The sequence below is a fragment of the Pseudomonas sp. A0308 genome (assembly GCF_044218815.1).
GTDB lineage: Bacteria > Pseudomonadota > Gammaproteobacteria > Pseudomonadales > Pseudomonadaceae > Aquipseudomonas > Aquipseudomonas iridis.
Window position 1 is genome coordinate 5,371,466 of record NZ_CP162581.1, and the last position, 15,641, is coordinate 5,387,106.

At 58.6% G+C, this 15,641-nt stretch carries 11 protein-coding genes; 5 read left to right on the forward strand and 6 right to left on the reverse strand.

Annotated elements, in window-relative coordinates; translation table 11 throughout:
• Window positions 1-81: 81 nt before the first annotated feature.
• Together htpX and AB4P92_RS24940 are read right to left on the reverse strand one after the other, a co-directional pair.
• Window positions 82-969 (reverse strand): protease HtpX, encoded by an 888-nt coding sequence (gene htpX / locus AB4P92_RS24935; protein ID WP_042560258.1) that lies wholly within the window; start codon window positions 967-969, stop codon window positions 82-84.
• A 304-nt stretch (window positions 970-1,273) separates the two neighbouring features.
• Window positions 1,274-2,485, reverse strand: coding sequence for a pyridoxal phosphate-dependent aminotransferase (locus tag AB4P92_RS24940; RefSeq protein WP_042560257.1), 1,212 nt, complete (start codon window positions 2,483-2,485; stop codon window positions 1,274-1,276).
• Between the two features lie 225 nt (window positions 2,486-2,710).
• On the opposite strand from AB4P92_RS24940, the gene msrB reads away from it, so the two are divergent.
• From msrB to AB4P92_RS24955, 3 genes are all read left to right on the forward strand, one after another.
• Window positions 2,711-3,106, forward strand: a complete 396-nt coding sequence (gene msrB, locus AB4P92_RS24945) for a peptide-methionine (R)-S-oxide reductase MsrB (protein WP_395598315.1) — start codon at window positions 2,711-2,713, stop codon at window positions 3,104-3,106.
• 99 nt (window positions 3,107-3,205) lie between these two features.
• A complete protein-coding gene (locus tag AB4P92_RS24950; protein ID WP_395598316.1) occupies window positions 3,206-3,691 on the forward strand; it encodes a glutathione peroxidase in 486 nt (161 codons plus the stop codon).
• Window positions 3,688-4,149, forward strand: a complete 462-nt coding sequence (locus AB4P92_RS24955) for a MarR family winged helix-turn-helix transcriptional regulator (RefSeq protein WP_200616719.1) — start codon at window positions 3,688-3,690, stop codon at window positions 4,147-4,149. The genes AB4P92_RS24950 and AB4P92_RS24955 overlap by 4 nt, the downstream gene beginning before the upstream one ends.
• Here AB4P92_RS24955 and AB4P92_RS24960 read toward each other — a convergent pair.
• Window positions 4,133-6,454 (reverse strand): response regulator, encoded by a 2,322-nt coding sequence (locus tag AB4P92_RS24960; RefSeq protein ID WP_395598317.1) that lies wholly within the window; start codon window positions 6,452-6,454, stop codon window positions 4,133-4,135. The genes AB4P92_RS24955 and AB4P92_RS24960 overlap by 17 nt on opposite strands.
• A 165-nt stretch (window positions 6,455-6,619) precedes the next feature.
• Here AB4P92_RS24960 and AB4P92_RS24965 point away from each other — a divergent pair, with 165 nt between their 5' ends.
• Both AB4P92_RS24965 and AB4P92_RS24970 read left to right on the forward strand, forming a co-directional pair.
• Window positions 6,620-7,510 (forward strand): ATP-binding protein, encoded by an 891-nt coding sequence (locus AB4P92_RS24965; protein ID WP_395598318.1) that lies wholly within the window; start codon window positions 6,620-6,622, stop codon window positions 7,508-7,510.
• The gene (locus tag AB4P92_RS24970; RefSeq protein WP_042560251.1) at window positions 7,507-7,989 is read left to right on the forward strand and encodes a GAF domain-containing protein; all 483 of its coding nucleotides are present in this window, start codon (window positions 7,507-7,509) and stop codon (window positions 7,987-7,989) included. The genes AB4P92_RS24965 and AB4P92_RS24970 overlap by 4 nt, the downstream gene beginning before the upstream one ends.
• Here AB4P92_RS24970 and AB4P92_RS24975 read toward each other — a convergent pair whose 3' ends face one another.
• Genes AB4P92_RS24975 through AB4P92_RS24985 form a run of 3 tightly spaced genes read right to left on the reverse strand, consistent with a single transcriptional unit; the run spans window position 7,990 to window position 15,263 of the window.
• Complete coding sequence (locus AB4P92_RS24975) at window positions 7,990-10,935, reverse strand: HD domain-containing phosphohydrolase (RefSeq protein ID WP_395598319.1); 2,946 nt, start codon at window positions 10,933-10,935, stop codon at window positions 7,990-7,992.
• 48 nt (window positions 10,936-10,983) lie between these two features.
• A complete protein-coding gene (locus tag AB4P92_RS24980) occupies window positions 10,984-14,628 on the reverse strand; it encodes a transporter substrate-binding domain-containing protein (RefSeq protein WP_395598320.1) in 3,645 nt (1,214 codons plus the stop codon).
• An 8-nt stretch (window positions 14,629-14,636) separates the two neighbouring features.
• Entirely contained in the window at window positions 14,637-15,263 is a 627-nt protein-coding gene (locus AB4P92_RS24985) for a response regulator transcription factor (RefSeq protein WP_047302336.1), read from the reverse strand.
• Window positions 15,264-15,641: the final 378 nt, after the last annotated feature.

The window sequence follows — 15,641 nt, forward strand, 5'->3', positions numbered from 1 at the left end:
CCTGCATGAACAGCCAAGTACATGGCCCCCACAAAAAAGGCCCGCATCTCTGCGGGCCTTTTTGTTTTTACCGCGGCTGGATCAACCGAGACGACGCAGGGCGTCGATACGATCTTCCAATGGCGGGTGGCTCATGAACATGCGGGCGAACCCTTGTTTGATGCCACCGTTGATGCCAAAGGCATTCAGGGTGTCGGGCATGTGCACCGGCAGGCCCTGTTCGGCGCGCAGACGTTGCAGCGCGCCGATCATTGCGCTGGTGCCGGCCAGTCGTGCACCGGCTTCGTCGGCACGGAATTCGCGTTTGCGCGAGAACCACATGACGATCGAGCTGGCGAGAATGCCCAGGACCAGTTCGGCGAAGATGGTCGCCACGTAGTAAGCAATGCCCTGACCTTCTTCGTTCTTGAAGATCACCTTGTCGACGAAGTTGCCGATGATTCGCGCGAAGAACATCACGAAGGTGTTCACAACGCCCTGGATCAATGCGAGCGTAACCATGTCACCGTTGGCGACGTGGCCGATTTCGTGGGCCAGCACGGCTTTCACTTCATCGGGCGAGAACCGCTCGAGCAGGCCCTGGCTGACCGCGACCAGTGCGTCGTTCTTGTTCCAGCCAGTGGCGAACGCGTTCGCTTCGTAGGCCGGAAAAATACCGACTTCGGGCATCTTGATCCCGGCTTCGCGGGACAGTTGCTCGACCGTTTGCAGCAGCCATTGCTCATGCCGGGTACGTGGCTGGCTGATGATCTGGGTGCCGGTGCTCATTTTCGCCATCCACTTGGAGATGAACAGCGAGAACAGTGAGCCGGCGAAACCAAAGACCGCACAGAAAACCAGCAGCTGACTGAGGTCGAGATCAACCCCGTTGGCCGCCATGAACCCGTTGAAGCCGAAAAGGCTCAGGGTGATGCTGGCTATCAGCACGACCGCCAGGTTAGTGGCCAAAAACAGCAGGATGCGCATCATGGTTGTAGAAATCTCCTCAAGCTAAAGATGTAGCGTACTGCGGGGTATATAAGGTGCTGCACCGGGCTATTCAACTGGGTGACTATTTCAAACTGTGTCCTACAGCTGATTCTTCGTCACATAACCCCATTTCCCACAGCAGACACCGACACGGATGACGAACACTCGCGACCCGTCGCCATTGCGTCAGACGCATGTGACCGGCATGAATCGCAAGTGTAGAAGGCGAGCGGAAGCAGGGATTGCAGAAGTGTTGCTGAATCAGACAGTGCGCAACGTTCGGTCGTTGCGCACTGCTGGCCAGTTACTGGCGGTAAGACTTGAGGAAGTTGCCGATGCGGCCGATGGCCATTTCCAGTTCATCGACCCGGGGCAGGGTGACGACGCGGAAGTGATCCGGCCATGGCCAGTTGAACGCCGTGCCTTGCACCACCAGCAGCTTCTCGGAAAGCAGCAGGTCGAGGACGAATTTTTCGTCATTGTGGATCGGGCAGACTTTCGGATCGATCCGCGGGAACGCGTACAGCGCGCCCATCGGCTTGACGCAGCTCACGCCCGGAATGTCGTTGAGCAACTCCCAGGTGCGGTTGCGCTGTTCCAGCAGACGACCCTGCGGCAGCACCAGATCGTTGATGCTCTGATAGCCACCCAACGCCGTCTGGATCGCATGCTGGCTCGGCACGTTGGCACACAGACGCATGTTGGCCAGCATGTCGATGCCTTCGATGTAGCTCTGGGCATTGTGTTTCGGCCCGGAAATAGCGATCCAGCCAGAACGGAAACCGGCCACGCGGTAGGATTTCGACAGACCGTTGAAGGTCAGGCACAGCAGGTCCGGGGCCAGCGATGCGGTGCAGATGTGCACGGCGTCGTCGTACAGGATCTTGTCGTAGATCTCGTCGGAGAACACCACCAGATTGTGCTGGCGGGCCAGCTCCAGCATGCCCAGCAGCACTTCTTTCGAATACACCGCGCCGGTCGGGTTGTTCGGGTTGATGATCACCATCGCCTTGGTGTTCGGCGTGATCTTGGCCTTGATGTCGGCCAGGTCAGGGAACCAGTCGGCACCTTCGTCGCACAGGTAATGCACGGCGTTACCGCCGGCCAGGCTGACGGCGGCGGTCCACAGCGGGTAATCCGGCGCCGGTACCAGCACTTCGTCACCGTTGTTGAGCAGCGCCTGCAGCGACATCACGATCAGCTCGGAGACGCCGTTGCCCAGGTAGATGTCTTCGATACCGACACCTTCGACCTGCTTCTGCTGGTAGTACTGCATTACGGCCTTGCGCGCGCTGAACAGGCCTTTGGAGTCACTGTAGCCTTGCGCGGTCGGCAGGTTGCGGATCACATCCTGAAGGATTTCGTCCGGCGCTTCGAAACCAAATGGCGCCGGGTTGCCGATGTTCAGCTTGAGGATGCGCTGGCCTTCCTCTTCCAGACGTTTGGCGTGCTTGAGCACCGGGCCGCGAATGTCGTAGCAGACGTTGGCGAGCTTGTTCGATTTGCTGAACTGCATGGCGATGTGATCCCGAAAATGAACGATCCAGGCGGCGGATGGACAACCGTACTGGGATTCCTGCGTTTACACACAGACGGACGTCTTGAGCGCGTGGCTCCAAGAATCCGTTTGAATGCGCCCGGTCTGGCTGCCAGACTGGCGCGTAACGAGGCGCAATCATACGTGCCGCCCGATCCGTGGAAAAGGTACAGATCGGGCTTTTTCAGCCGCTGAGGTGTGATGATGGAAAAGTTGGAAAAAACCCTGGAAGAATGGCAAGCCATGCTCGACCCCGAGCAATGCAACGTGTGCCGCCTCAGTGCGACCGAGCGACCGTTCTCCGGCAAATACAACGCCACCAAAACCGACGGTGTTTATCACTGTGTCTGCTGCAACGAGCCGCTGTTCGATTCCCAGACAAAATTCGATTCGGGCTGCGGCTGGCCGAGCTTCTATGCGCCGATCGGCGAAAGCGCCATGACCGAGATTCGCGATATCAGCCACGGCATGATTCGCACCGAAGTCAAATGCGCCCGCTGTGATGCGCACCTTGGACACGTTTTCCCGGATGGCCCGCCACCGACCGGTCTGCGTTATTGCATCAACTCGGTGTGCCTGGATCTGGTGCCTCGCGAGTGAGTGATCGGGCGACCTGAGGGTCGCCTTTCGGACAATTAAATTGCACACAATTTAATTGCTCGCTATGTTTGCCCTTCGACTATCTGCGGAGAACGTCCCATGAGCGACAACCTGCTGAATATCCCGTGCACCACCATCAAAGGTGAGCAGAAAACCCTGGCCGATTACGCCGGCAAAGCCGTGCTGGTCGTCAACACTGCCAGCAAGTGCGGTTTCACCCCGCAATACAAAGGCCTCGAGGCGCTGTGGCAGGCCTACAAGGATCAAGGTCTGGTGGTGTTGGGCTTTCCGTGCAATCAGTTCGGCAAGCAAGAGCCGGGCAATGAGGGCGCGATCAGCGAGTTCTGCGAACTGAATTTCGGTGTCAGTTTCCCCCTGTTCAAAAAGATCGATGTCAACGGCTCCGACGCCCACCCGCTGTTTGTGCAATTGAAGAAACGTGCCCCAGGCGTACTCGGGTCCCAAGGCATCAAGTGGAACTTCACCAAGTTTCTGATCGGCAAGGATGGCCAGTTGGTCAAGCGTTTCGCCCCGGCGACCAAGCCGCAGGATCTGAGCCGCGAGATCGAAGCCCTGCTCAAATGAACAGCCAGTCCGTTGATTCGCTGAAGCTCGACAGTCAGTTGTGCTTCAAGTTGTATGCCGCGTCTCGGGCGGTAATTCGTGGTTACAAGCCGATGCTCGATCAGCTCGGCCTCACGTATCCGCAATACCTGGCGATGCTGGTGTTGTGGGAATGGCAGCAATCCGCGCCGGAGCAGCCGACGGTCAAGGCCTTGGGTGAGCGTCTGGCGCTGGATTCCGGCACGCTGACGCCTCTGCTCAAGCGTCTGGAGCAGTTACAACTCGTGCAGCGCCAGCGCTCGGCACGCGATGAGCGGGAAGTGCATCTTAGCCTGACGCCGCAAGGACAAGCGCTGCGTGATCAGGTCGGGCCGCTCAAGGCCCGATTGCTCTGCGACAGCGGGGTGGACCTGGACCGGCTCAACGAACTGCGTAACGGTCTTGATCAACTGCTCGTGCAGATCAAGGCGCTGTCCTAGTCGGGATCCACTGATCCAGCAGCGCCGCCAATTCTTCACGACGAAACGGTTTGGCCAGATAGTCGCTCATGCCGGCAGCCCGGCAGCGCTCGCGTTCCTCGGACATGGCGTTGGCGGTCAGCGCAACGATCGGCAGGTTTGGCCAGCGTCCGCTCTGGCGAATCTGGCGGCTGGCTTCGTAGCCGTCCATCACCGGCATGTTGCAGTCCATCAACACCAGGTCGAACTCGTGGTACTCCAATTGATCCAGTGCTTCGGCGCCATGTGCGGCGACGATCACATCGCAGCCGAGTTTGCCGAGCATGCCTTTGGCCACCAGCTGATTGACCGGGTTGTCTTCGACCAGCAACACGTTCGCGCGTTTGACCAGTGTCGACGGTTCGAGCTGCGCGGAGTTGAGGGTAGCGACTTCAGGTTGCAGGGTGCGCCGCAGGTTCTGGTAGAGCGCATTTCGCGCCAGAGGCCGCGCTTGTTGTTGCAACGGAGCTAGGGCCGCCGCCTCTTCACTGGGCAGGAAACTGCCGTAGGCGGTCACCAGCAGGATTGGCGCGACCAGTGTCGGACGCAGCCCGAACAGGCACTCCGGGCAATCGGTGATCACCACATCGGGCGTAACACCCAGCAGCGAGTCGTCGATGGTGCGTTGTTCGTAGGCCAATCCCCACACCGGCAACAGACTTTTCAGCAACTCCGCCAGACCGCTGCTGGCAGCGGTGATGGCGAGAATTTTGCCATGCAGGGGCGGCTGGGCCAGCGCTCGGGTGTGGCAGGGCAAAGGCAACTCAGCGCAAAACTGGCTGCCGAAGCCAATCTCTGAGCTGATGGTCAAGCGTCCCTGCATCGCTTCGCAGAGGTTGTGAGTGAGCGCCAGTCCCAGCCCGGTGCCGCCGTATTGGCGGGTGATACCGGCGCCTGCCTGGGTGAACGGCTGGAAGATTCGCAGCTGGGCTTCCTGCGCGATGCCGATGCCGGTGTCGCAAACTTCTATTCGCACACCCTCCTTGTAAGCCGACAAACGCACATCCACCCGACCGAAGCGGGTGAATTTCAGCGCGTTGGACAGCAGATTGCTGACGATCTGCCGAACCCTTGTCGGATCGCCCAATACCAGCGCCGGAAAATGCGGATCAATCAGGCACGTCAGCTCGACGCTCGGCGCCGCGTTTTGCGACAGCAGGTTGGCGGTGTCCTCGATCAGTGAGCCGAGATCGAACGGTATGTGTTCAAGTTCGAGTTGCCCGGCATCGAACTTCGACAAATCGAGAATATCGTTGAGCAATTCCACCAGCACCTTGCCGGAGTCGTGGGCGATCGACAGCTGTTGCTGCTGTTCGGCATTCAGCGGTCCGTCGAGCGACAGGGCGATCATCCCCAGCAGGCCATTGAGCGGCGTGCGGATCTCATGGCTCATGTTGGCGAGGAACGCGGAGCGGGCTTCGGCCATTTCCAGTGCGGTGCTGCGGGCGACTTCGAGTTCTTCGTTGGACTGACTGAGCCGGGCGTTGATCGTCTTGAGCTCGACGGTGCGCGCCGAGACGATGTTTTCCAGTTGGCCGAGATAATCGGTCAGACGGTTTTCGGCATTGCGTCGCTGCTGGATTTCGGTGGCAATGTTTTCGAATTGCTGATTGGCGACTTTGACCAGCACGCCGATTTCATCGTTGGCGTGCCCGGTCGGGCATTCCAGTGTGGTGGGCTCGACACTGCGCGGATCACGCCCGCTGAGTTCTCGGATCACCCGCACCAGTGGTTTGGTCAGCATCACATAGAACAGCGCCAGGAGGATGCCGGTCAGGAGCAGGCTGCGGGCGAAGCCGTTGAGCAGAGTGACTTCGGCCCGGCGCAGAAAGCGGCTGCCGAACGCATAAGTGTCGACCTCAAGTTTCAGGGTGCCCAGCGATTCGTTGGGCAGATGATCCAGATACAGGCGATCTTCGAACCGGCGCTTGGCGCCGAACAGATAGTCACTGATGACCCGATAGCCGCTTTGCAGCTCCGGGCGTTTGACGCTGGCGAGCACCGTATTGTTGTTGTCGGTCAGTTGCGCAGAAATGATTGCCGGTGAGCGCAACAGCCCCAACGTGAGTTCCTGGGCCAGTTCGGCATCGATGTTGTAGGCGATGCGTGATGCCGGGTTGTGGCTGATTTCCAGCAAAGACAGGATTTCACGGTTGATAGAGGCGTCTTCGCTGGCATAATCGATACCGATTTGCAGCAGGCTGAGCAGCGTGCCCAGAATGAACCCGACCAGCACGGTGAGCCTGGCTTGCTTGTACGACAGCCGGTGGGTGAATTTGATATCCATGGGGTGTTGAACCACTTTCGTTTCCCTTCGCTGCTCAAGCATAGTCGATCATGCATCGATACCGAGGATCCCGAATCGCTTTGTAACAAGGCACGGAGCGGGAATTTCATCTGCGTGTCGTCGCTGGATCGCCATCATCACTGTGAACGTGCCCGAGGAAAAGACGTGGATTCCCGATTAAATGCTTTTCTTGAACGCGCCGAGTCGGTTTTGGCGCGGATCGAACCCTTGTTGCCGGCAACGCGCCCGACAATTGACTGGGGCACTTGCCTGGCGGCGCGCTGGCAGCGTGACGGACGCAGCGGGTACTTGCTGCCGCTGGACGTCAGCCTCGACATGCGCCTGTCCGATCTGATCGGCGTCGACCGTCAACTGGAACAGCTGGGGCGCAACACCCGGCAATTTCTCGATGGCATGCCGGCCAACCATGCCTTGCTCTGGGGTTCGCGTGGCACCGGCAAATCCTCGCTGGTGCGCGCATTGCTCGCGGAACACGCCGAGGCGGGCCTGCGCCTGATCGAGATCGAACGTGACCATCTGGCCGACTTGCCACGGGTGGTCGAGCAGATCGGCAAACTGCCACAACGTTTTGTGCTGTTCTGTGATGACCTCTCGTTCGAATCCGGCGAAGGCGATTACCGCGTCCTCAAAAGCGTGCTCGACGGTTCGTTGGAGCAGGCACCGGACAACGTATTGCTTTACGCCACGTCCAACCGTCGCCACCTGGTGCCGGAGAAGGAAAGTGACAACGAAAACTGGAAACGCGTTGACGGCGAACTGCACCCCAGCGAAGCGGTGGAGGACAAGATCGCGCTGTCGGACCGGTTTGGTCTGTGGCTGTCGTTTTACCCGTTTACGCAAGAACACTTCCTGAACGTCGTCGAGCACTGGATCGGCCAGTTGGCCGCCAAGGCGGGCCTGAACTGGCAACGCGACGAGGAACTGGAGATTCTCGCCGTGCGTTGGGCCACCGGCCGCGGCAATCGCAACGGACGTTGCGCGTACCAATTCGCCCGATACTGGGTGGGACTGAAATTGTTGGAGCACAAGGCATGATTGATTTGCAACAGAGCGGCCAGGGCCTCGAAGGCTATGGAATGTTGGCCGCACAACTGGAATCACTGCTGGCGGACGAACGCGACTTTATCGCCAACGCCGCGCAGTTTTCGGCGTTCCTGTTCAACCAGCTCGATGATTTGAACTGGGCCGGCTTTTACCTTAATCGCAACGAAGAGCTGGTGCTGGGGCCGTTCCAGGGGCAGATCGCTTGCGTGCGCATTCCGTTTGGTCGCGGTGTGTGCGGCGCTGCTGCGGCCACTCTGCAGACGCAGCGCGTTGAAGACGTTCATGCGTTTCCCGGTCATATCGCCTGCGACAGTGCGTCGGAGAGTGAACTGGTGGTGCCGTTGGTCAAGGACGGTCGCCTGATCGGCGTGCTCGATCTCGACAGCCCAAAGCTCGCCCGTTTTGGTGTGCACGATCAGGCCGGCATCGAGCAACTGGCGGCGATTTTCCTGCGCCTGACCGACTGCTGATCATGCGACAAGGCCAGCCTTGCGCAACAGGCTGGCCGGGTCCACGGCATCAATCTGCTGCGGGTCGAGAAAACGCACGGCGTACTGCATGTAGACGCCTTCGTTGATGAACAAGCCAAACAGCTGCGCATCAATGTGTGCCTCGCGGCTCATGGTCGCCATGATTCCTAGGGCTTCGCTTAACGACTTGGCCTTCTTGTACGGGCGATCGGCTGCGGTCAGCGCCTCGAAAATATCGGCAATTGCCATCATCCGTGCCGGCAGGCTCATTTCTTCGCGCCTTAGGCGTTTCGGGTAACCGCTGCCGTCCATTTTCTCGTGATGACCGCCGGCGATTTCGGCGATGCTGTCCAGGTGGCTGGGGAAGGGCAGGTGGCTGAGCATCATGATCGTCTGCACCATGTGGTGGTTGATGATGTAGCGCTCTTCGCGGGTCAGCGTGCCACGCGTGATGCTCAGGTTGTACAGCTCACCACGATTGAATTTGTAGCGCGGTACATCCAGTTTGAAGCCCCACGGATTGTCTTCGGGAATCAGCTCGTTTTCGTCGCGTTCAAGCAAATGCGCGGGTTTGTCCGCCAGCAGTTTTTCGCTGACCGGTAACGTCGGCGCAGGCGTGCGTGCCTGACGCTTGTTCTCTTCCCATGAAACGCCCAGACGGTCATCCAGTGTGCGCATCCAGGTGATTCGGGAAAGCTTGTCGAGGCGTTGCAGATCGGCCTCTGCCATCGCCTCACTGCCCAGATTGCAGCGAGCGATAAAGGCGAAGTCTTCGTCCAGTGCCCGCAGGTTCGTATCGCGCAGATCAGCCAGTGAGGGTTCGTCACCACCCAGGGCCAGCGCCTGCCAGTAACTGATCCAGGCATCACGCTTGAGCACTTCGAAGCGGGTGCGAATCTCGTGGATCCGGTCATTGATGGTTTCCAGTTTGGTGGCCTTGTCGACCACGTACTCCGGCGTCGTGACCTTGCCGCAATCGTGCAACCACGCGGCAATGTGCAGGGCTTCCCATTCATCCTCGGTGGGCTGGTAGGCACTGAAGGCGGGGGCTTTACTCGCCGCTGCGGCCTGGGCGAGCATCAGGGTCAGCTCTGGTACCCGCTGACAATGCCCACCGGTATAGGGACTCTTGGCGTCGATGGCGCCGGCGAGCAGTTGAATGAACGCATCAAGCAATTGCTTCTGTCTGTCTTGCAGGCGCTGACTTTCGATACTCACTGCAGCGGCGCCGGACACCGCTTGCAAGAAGGCGATGCGGTCGGGCCGCAGTTTTTCCATGTCGGCCGGCGTGCCGCTGTCGTTGACCAGCAGGATCAGCAAGCCAATGGTTTCGTTGTGGCGGTTGTGCAGGCGGATGCCGATCAGATGAACGCGGGGTGAGGCCATTGCCAGCAGGATTCGCTGCAGGTCACCCGCCTGATCGACACCGAGATTGCTCACCACATTGTTGGCGCTGACCAATTGTTGGAACCACGCCGGGCCGCTGCTTGTTTGCAGGTCGTGGCCGTGAATATCGAACGTCTCCAACAATTGCGGTGCGCCATCGATGATCAATCCGTATGGCTCCATGCGACTGCTGTCGTTATCACGCAAATAGATCAGCCCGGCCTGAGCCTGGGCGATTTGTACCGTTTCAAACAGCACCCGTTGCAGCAGCGGGGCAAAGCGCGTTTCGGCGCCCAGGGTATCGGTGATGCGGAAGAAGCTCGCCAGGGTGTCTTTCATTCGTGCCATCGACACGCTCAGTTGGTCGACTTCCAGCACCGGTGAGCGTCGGGTCAGGGGGAAATTGAAATCAAAACTGCGGATCGCATCGGCTTCCTTGACCAGCGCATGCAGCGGTTTGACCAGAATCCTCGAGATCAGCCAACCCAGTGGCAGGCACATCAGCAGCGTGGCCAGGGTGATCAATGCGCCTTGCCAGCGCATGCGATAGGCATCGACCAGCAGTTCGTCTTCCGGCACCAGCAGGGCCAGTTGCAAACCTTGCGGCCCACCTTCCTGAATGCTGCTGCGGGCGACAATCCATTGCCGGCCATCGGCTTCAAGGCGATTCGCGGTGGGGGCATCGGACAGCAGCGCGTGTAGGCTCGGGCTCAGGTCGGCGGCTTTTACCAGGTGCGCGGTACTGTCATCGACGATCAGACGGCTGCTGTCCGGGTAGGCCACGGCGTTGCCTTGCGCATCGAACAAGGCTATTTCGGTGGACGGCGTCACCACATGTTTGCTGAGGGTGGCAGACAGCGCGGCCAGCGTCATGTCGGCGCCGATTACCGCGTGTTCACCACTGCGTCGAGCCAGCGTGGTGCCGACATTGCGGGTGGAAAAAAATACGTAGGGCTCGGTGGTGATCTGTTCGGTTTGCTGGCGGGCATTGGCGAACCACGCTCGGCTGCGCGGGTCGTAGGAGTCTTCGGGATTGTCCTTGCGGCTGAGCTGAGTCAGTGTTTGATCAAAGAACAGCGATTGCGAGTGCGATGCGCCCTGCAAGTCATGCTCAATGCTCCACACCTGGTACGCCGCGGCGTCTGGGGCGTTGAGCAGCGATTTCAGGGCCGCAGTGCGTAGCGGACGGACCATGAAAAAATCGCCATTGGCATAACCCAGATAGAGCGAAGCCAAACTCGGGTTGTCCGTGAGTGACTGGCTGAACGGCTTGAGCAGCGGCAAGCGTTGTTCAAGGTTCAACGCCTGAATAGCAGGGTAGTCCCCCAGCAGGCTCAGCAGGTGCCGGATCGGCTGATAGGTGGCGGATATGTCCAGGCGCACGTCCTGTTCGATCCGGTTGAACAGCTTCTCGCTGCTCGACAGAATGATGTGCGTGGTCTGGCGATAATTGAACAACCCCAGTACCACGCCGGTGAGCAGCAGGAGAAACGTGAACATGACGCTGATGTGCACGTGCAGCGGGAACCGGCGTTGTTCCGGGCGCAGTGGGCTGGGCATTTCCGGTTCTCCATGACGTTTAACTCACTGCTCAGCGCCTAAGCATAGTTAAGGCAAGCTCATTGCGCCTTGATCGAACAAAACCAGTTGTTGCTGCAGGGCCTGCTCCAGTTCGAGGATTGCCCGGTTGCTCGCCTCGCAACGACGTTCAATCTCCTCTCTTGCCAATGCCTGCGCGCAGGCGTGTTCGAGGGCATCGCAGCATTCGATCACACGTGATGCCTGGGCAATGCGCGCGGCGCCTTTTATTTTGTGGGCAACCACCGCCAGTGCGTCCCGATCATGTTCCAGCGCCAGCGTGAGTAACTCCTGACGATCGAGGCGGCTGCTCTTGAGCAGTTCCACCAGCAGACGCCGAGCCTGCGCGGGGCTGCCGCCGGTCAACATGTTCAGACTTTGCAAACTGAATGCCGGTGTCGGTGATAAAGGGGTGATGCCGTCGACCCACTGTCCGAGCAGACTCAGGCTCAAGGGTTTGAACAGGCAGTCATCCATGCCGGCCTGTTTGCAGCGTTGTACTTCCTCGGGTTGCGCGTTGGCGGTGAAGCCCAGCACCGTACAGGGTGGGCAGCGATTCTGCAGTTCGTGCTGGCGAATGGCGCGGGTCATCTCATAGCCGTTCATCAAGGGCATGTTGCAGTCGACGATCACCAGGTCGAAGCCGCCATCCTTCCACAGCTCCAGACCGCTGCGGCCATTCTCGGCGACGCTGAAGTGATGACCGAGAAACTCCAGCTGCTGACACATCAACAAGCGATTCGCCGGGTGGTCGTCCACCACCAATACGCGCAAGGGTGTCTGTGAGATCTTGATTGAGGGTTCGGCCCTGGCGGTGCTCACCTGGGCCGGAAAAGTTTCCAGCGGCAGGGAAACGCAAACCTGTGTACCGATGCCGGGCTGGCTGCTCAGTTGCAACTGGCCGCCCATCATTTCGCAGAGGTTGCGGCTGATGACCAGCCCCAGACCTGCGCCGCTGCGGGCTAGTTGATGGCTGTTCTCCGCCTGGGCAAAGGGTTCGAACAATCGCTGCTGATCCTCCGCACTGATACCGACGCCGCTGTCCTGTACCGTCAGTTGCATCAACGCAGGGGCAGGCGCGTCCGTGCTCATGAGGTCCAGGGTAATCCTGATGTTTCCATGCTCGGTGAACTTGATGGCATTGCTGACCAGATTCGACAGCACCTGCTTGAAGCGCAGGGGGTCCAGATGCACATCGACTGCCAGATCCGGCGGGTTGAAGATCACTTGCAGGGCGAGGTTCTTTTGCCGGGCCAGGCCGTCGAAAATTCTTGCGACAGACGTCACCGTATCGACCAGATTGACCCGTTCCGGGCACAGGCTCAGACGCCCGGATTCAATCCGGGCGATGTCGAGAATGTCGCCGATCAGCCCCAGCAGATCCTTGGCCGAATGGTAGGCGGTGTCTATCGAGGCGCGATCCGGATGCTGCTGGTCCATGCGCCTGAGGGTCAGTTCGAGCATGCCGATCACGGCATTCATTGGCGTACGGATCTCATGGCTCATGGTGGCGAGGAATGTACTTTTGGCGCGGTTGGCCTCATCCGCCTGCTCTTTGGCTGCTCGCAGGTCTTCGAACAGCTGACGGCGTTCGCTGATGTCGATCCAGCCGCCAATGATGCCTTTTACGTCACCACTGGAATCGCGATAGGGAATGATCCAGTGATAGATGGTCAGACGTCGGCTGCCGATGTGCAGCGGCCGGTCGAGCAACAGCGGAATGCCTTCAGCGACGACTCGCTGGTAATCGGCGTGGAAGGCTTGAGCCTCGAAAGCGTTGCTCACGGTACCCTGCATGACGCTTTTGCCAATGACATCCTCGCGCTTGGCATTGAACGTTTCGAGGTAACTGTCATTGCAGCTTTGCAGCAACCCCTGGCGATCGCGAACGTAGATAGGGTGCGGTGTACCGTTGACCAGCGAGCGCATGAATTCGAACTGGTCGCTCAGGGCTCGCTCCGCCGCCTGGCGTTGTTTGATCTGGTGGCGCATGTAGGCGTTCCACGCCAGCAACAGCAGCAGGAGCAGGCAGGCGCCGATGACTACTTGATAGAACAGGCGCTGGTAGTTGCGCCAGATATTTTGCGAAGCCGTGGAGTATCCACGCCAGCGGCCATTGATCACGCCCAGTTCTTCGGGGGAAATGCTTAGTAATGCTTTGTTGATGATCGAGTTCAGTTCCGGGTTGTCACGCGCGGTTACCAGCGAAAACGCAGCCTGCCCGGTGCCGATGGTGGTGGTGATTTGCAGCGCTCGTTCGAAGATTTGCGAGGAGATGAAATAGTTGGCGATCACCAGTGAATTGACTGCGCCGTCGACGTGACCTTCGGCCAGCAGGGACACCGCGCTGAAGGTATCTGCCGTCTCAACCAGTTGTATGCGGGGATACTCGCTTCGCAAGTACTCGACCATCGGATTGCCTTTGGCGATCGCCAGTTGCTTGCCTTTGAGCTGGCCCAGATTGGTCGGACTGTCGGCGCTCTTGCGCGTCAGCAGGACATAGGAGTTTTCCAGATAGGGTCGACTGAAGTTCAGGGTTTTTTCCCGCTCGGCAGTCGGAAGGAGGGCGGCGATAAGGTCGGCCTGATGGCTGTCTATCTGCTGGATCATCTCCGCGTCGTTACGACTGCGCCGGATCTCGAAACGCAGGCCGGTGCGCAGGCGGATCAGTTCGAGAAGGTCGGCGCTGATCCCGCGAAAATTGCCGTCGCCGTCGAAAAAGGTCAGTGGTGCGTATGCCTCATTCACGACCACACTGACGACAGGATGCCGGTTGCGCCATGCTTCTTCGCGTTGGGTCAGTTGCAGCTTTTGGTCGGTGAGCAGCAGATCGCTGCCGGCGCTCCAGCGTTTGGCGATGTTTTCACGCTCGCTGCGCGGCACCGCTTTGAGTACGGTGTCGATAACGCCCAACAACTGCGGATTGTCGCGGCGTACGGCGAAACTGAAACCGTGGGCTTCCTGCTTGCCGAAATTGGCCATGCGCACGTTGTTGAGGTAGCCCTTGTTGATCATGTAGTGCGTGGAAATGGTGTCGCCGAGAAATACATCGGCCTGATCGAACGCGACTGCGTTGATCGCATTCTGGTAGGAGGGGTAGCAGGTAATCAGTGCTTTGGGGTACAGCGCCTTGACCTCATGCAGCGGCAGATAGTGATAAACCATGCTCAGGCGCAATCCTGCCAGGCCTTCGGTCAATGTCCGGCTTTCGTCCTCGCGGGTCACGAGCACCGGCTGATCATTGGCGTAGGGTTCGGACAGCGCAAGGTTGGCGTTGCCGGCTTCATAGCCGTTGGCCGTACCGAGCAGGTCGATTTGACCATCGATCAGCGCGCGAATCGCGGCCTCCCGGGAGGGAAAACGTTTGATCCGGATCGACATCCCGGTAGCCTCGCCGATAATCCCGGCATAGTCGGCGGTCAGACCTTCGTAGTCCTGGCCACTGACGGTCATGTCAAAAGGCGGATAGTCCGGCGCGGAAGTGCCCAATAGCAGCTCGCGGCGGGTTTGCAGCCACTGTCGTTGAGACTGTTCAAACGCGACCGGCATCGACTCGTTTGCCGACCGGCTGAGCAAGGTGTAGTCAGGTGAGCCGCCCTGCATGGCGAACACGTTGGCGCTCAGGAAAAACCCTGCACTCAACGCAATTAGATAGTCCTTTAAACGGCTGGGCATGCGGGGTCTCACACGAGTGCGTTGCGTTTGGCCATCTCGATAAGTTCTACAAGGGATTTGGCTTTGAGTTTTTGCATCAAACGTTTTTTGTAAGTGCTGACGGTTTTGTTGCTGAGAAACATCCCCTTGGCTATTTCCTTGTTGGTGCGACCTTGGGCAAACAATTGCAGGACCATCAATTCGCGATCATTGACGGACTTGAAGAGTTCCAGTTCCGTATAACGAACATCGTCACTGCGAACCGGATTCAACGCCTGACTGGGGAAATAGTTGTAGCCGGAGAGTACGGCTTTTATCGCGCTGACCAGTTCGCTCAAATCCTCCTGTTTGCATACATAACCGGAGGCGCCCGATTGCATGCAGCGAACACCGAACAAGGTCGGACACTGGGCGGTCAGCACCAGGGTTTTCAAAGGTGAACTCATGGCGTTGAACCGGGCCAGCACCTCCAGTCCGTCGAGTTTTGGAATACTGATGTCGAGAATGATCAGATCAGGCATGCACTCGCGCACCATCTGCATGGCATCAACCCCGTTATCGGTCTCACCGACGACCTTATAACCTTCATGTTCCAGCAGCATGCGTACGGCGAGACGAATGACCGGGTGATCGTCGACAATAAAAACGGAGTTCATAATCAAATCCCATACAAGCACGAATAAAGCGCGCACCTTAGCTCAGATGAATGAGCGCTCGCATGAGCTGACATGGCTCCAGTCGTGTTATCGGATAATTCCTACATTTAACAAGGAAAAAGACTACAGCTGAACTAGGTCGAGCGTAAGTAAGTGCAGGAATTGTATTGGCTTATAGTTCGCCTTTTTCTTTTTGCAAATGCTGGTTGTAATTGGCTTTTTCAATAGTGTTTAAGTTTGGTGAGATCTGGCGAGTTGGCGGGTTGTCTTTAGCGGTTACATTGCGTCATAAATCGACAAGAGTTTGCCGTTGTTAATGGCATCGTGCAGATAAGTGAGCCCCTTGCATTCAGCTGGCCGGGGTTTGCGGCCAGCTGA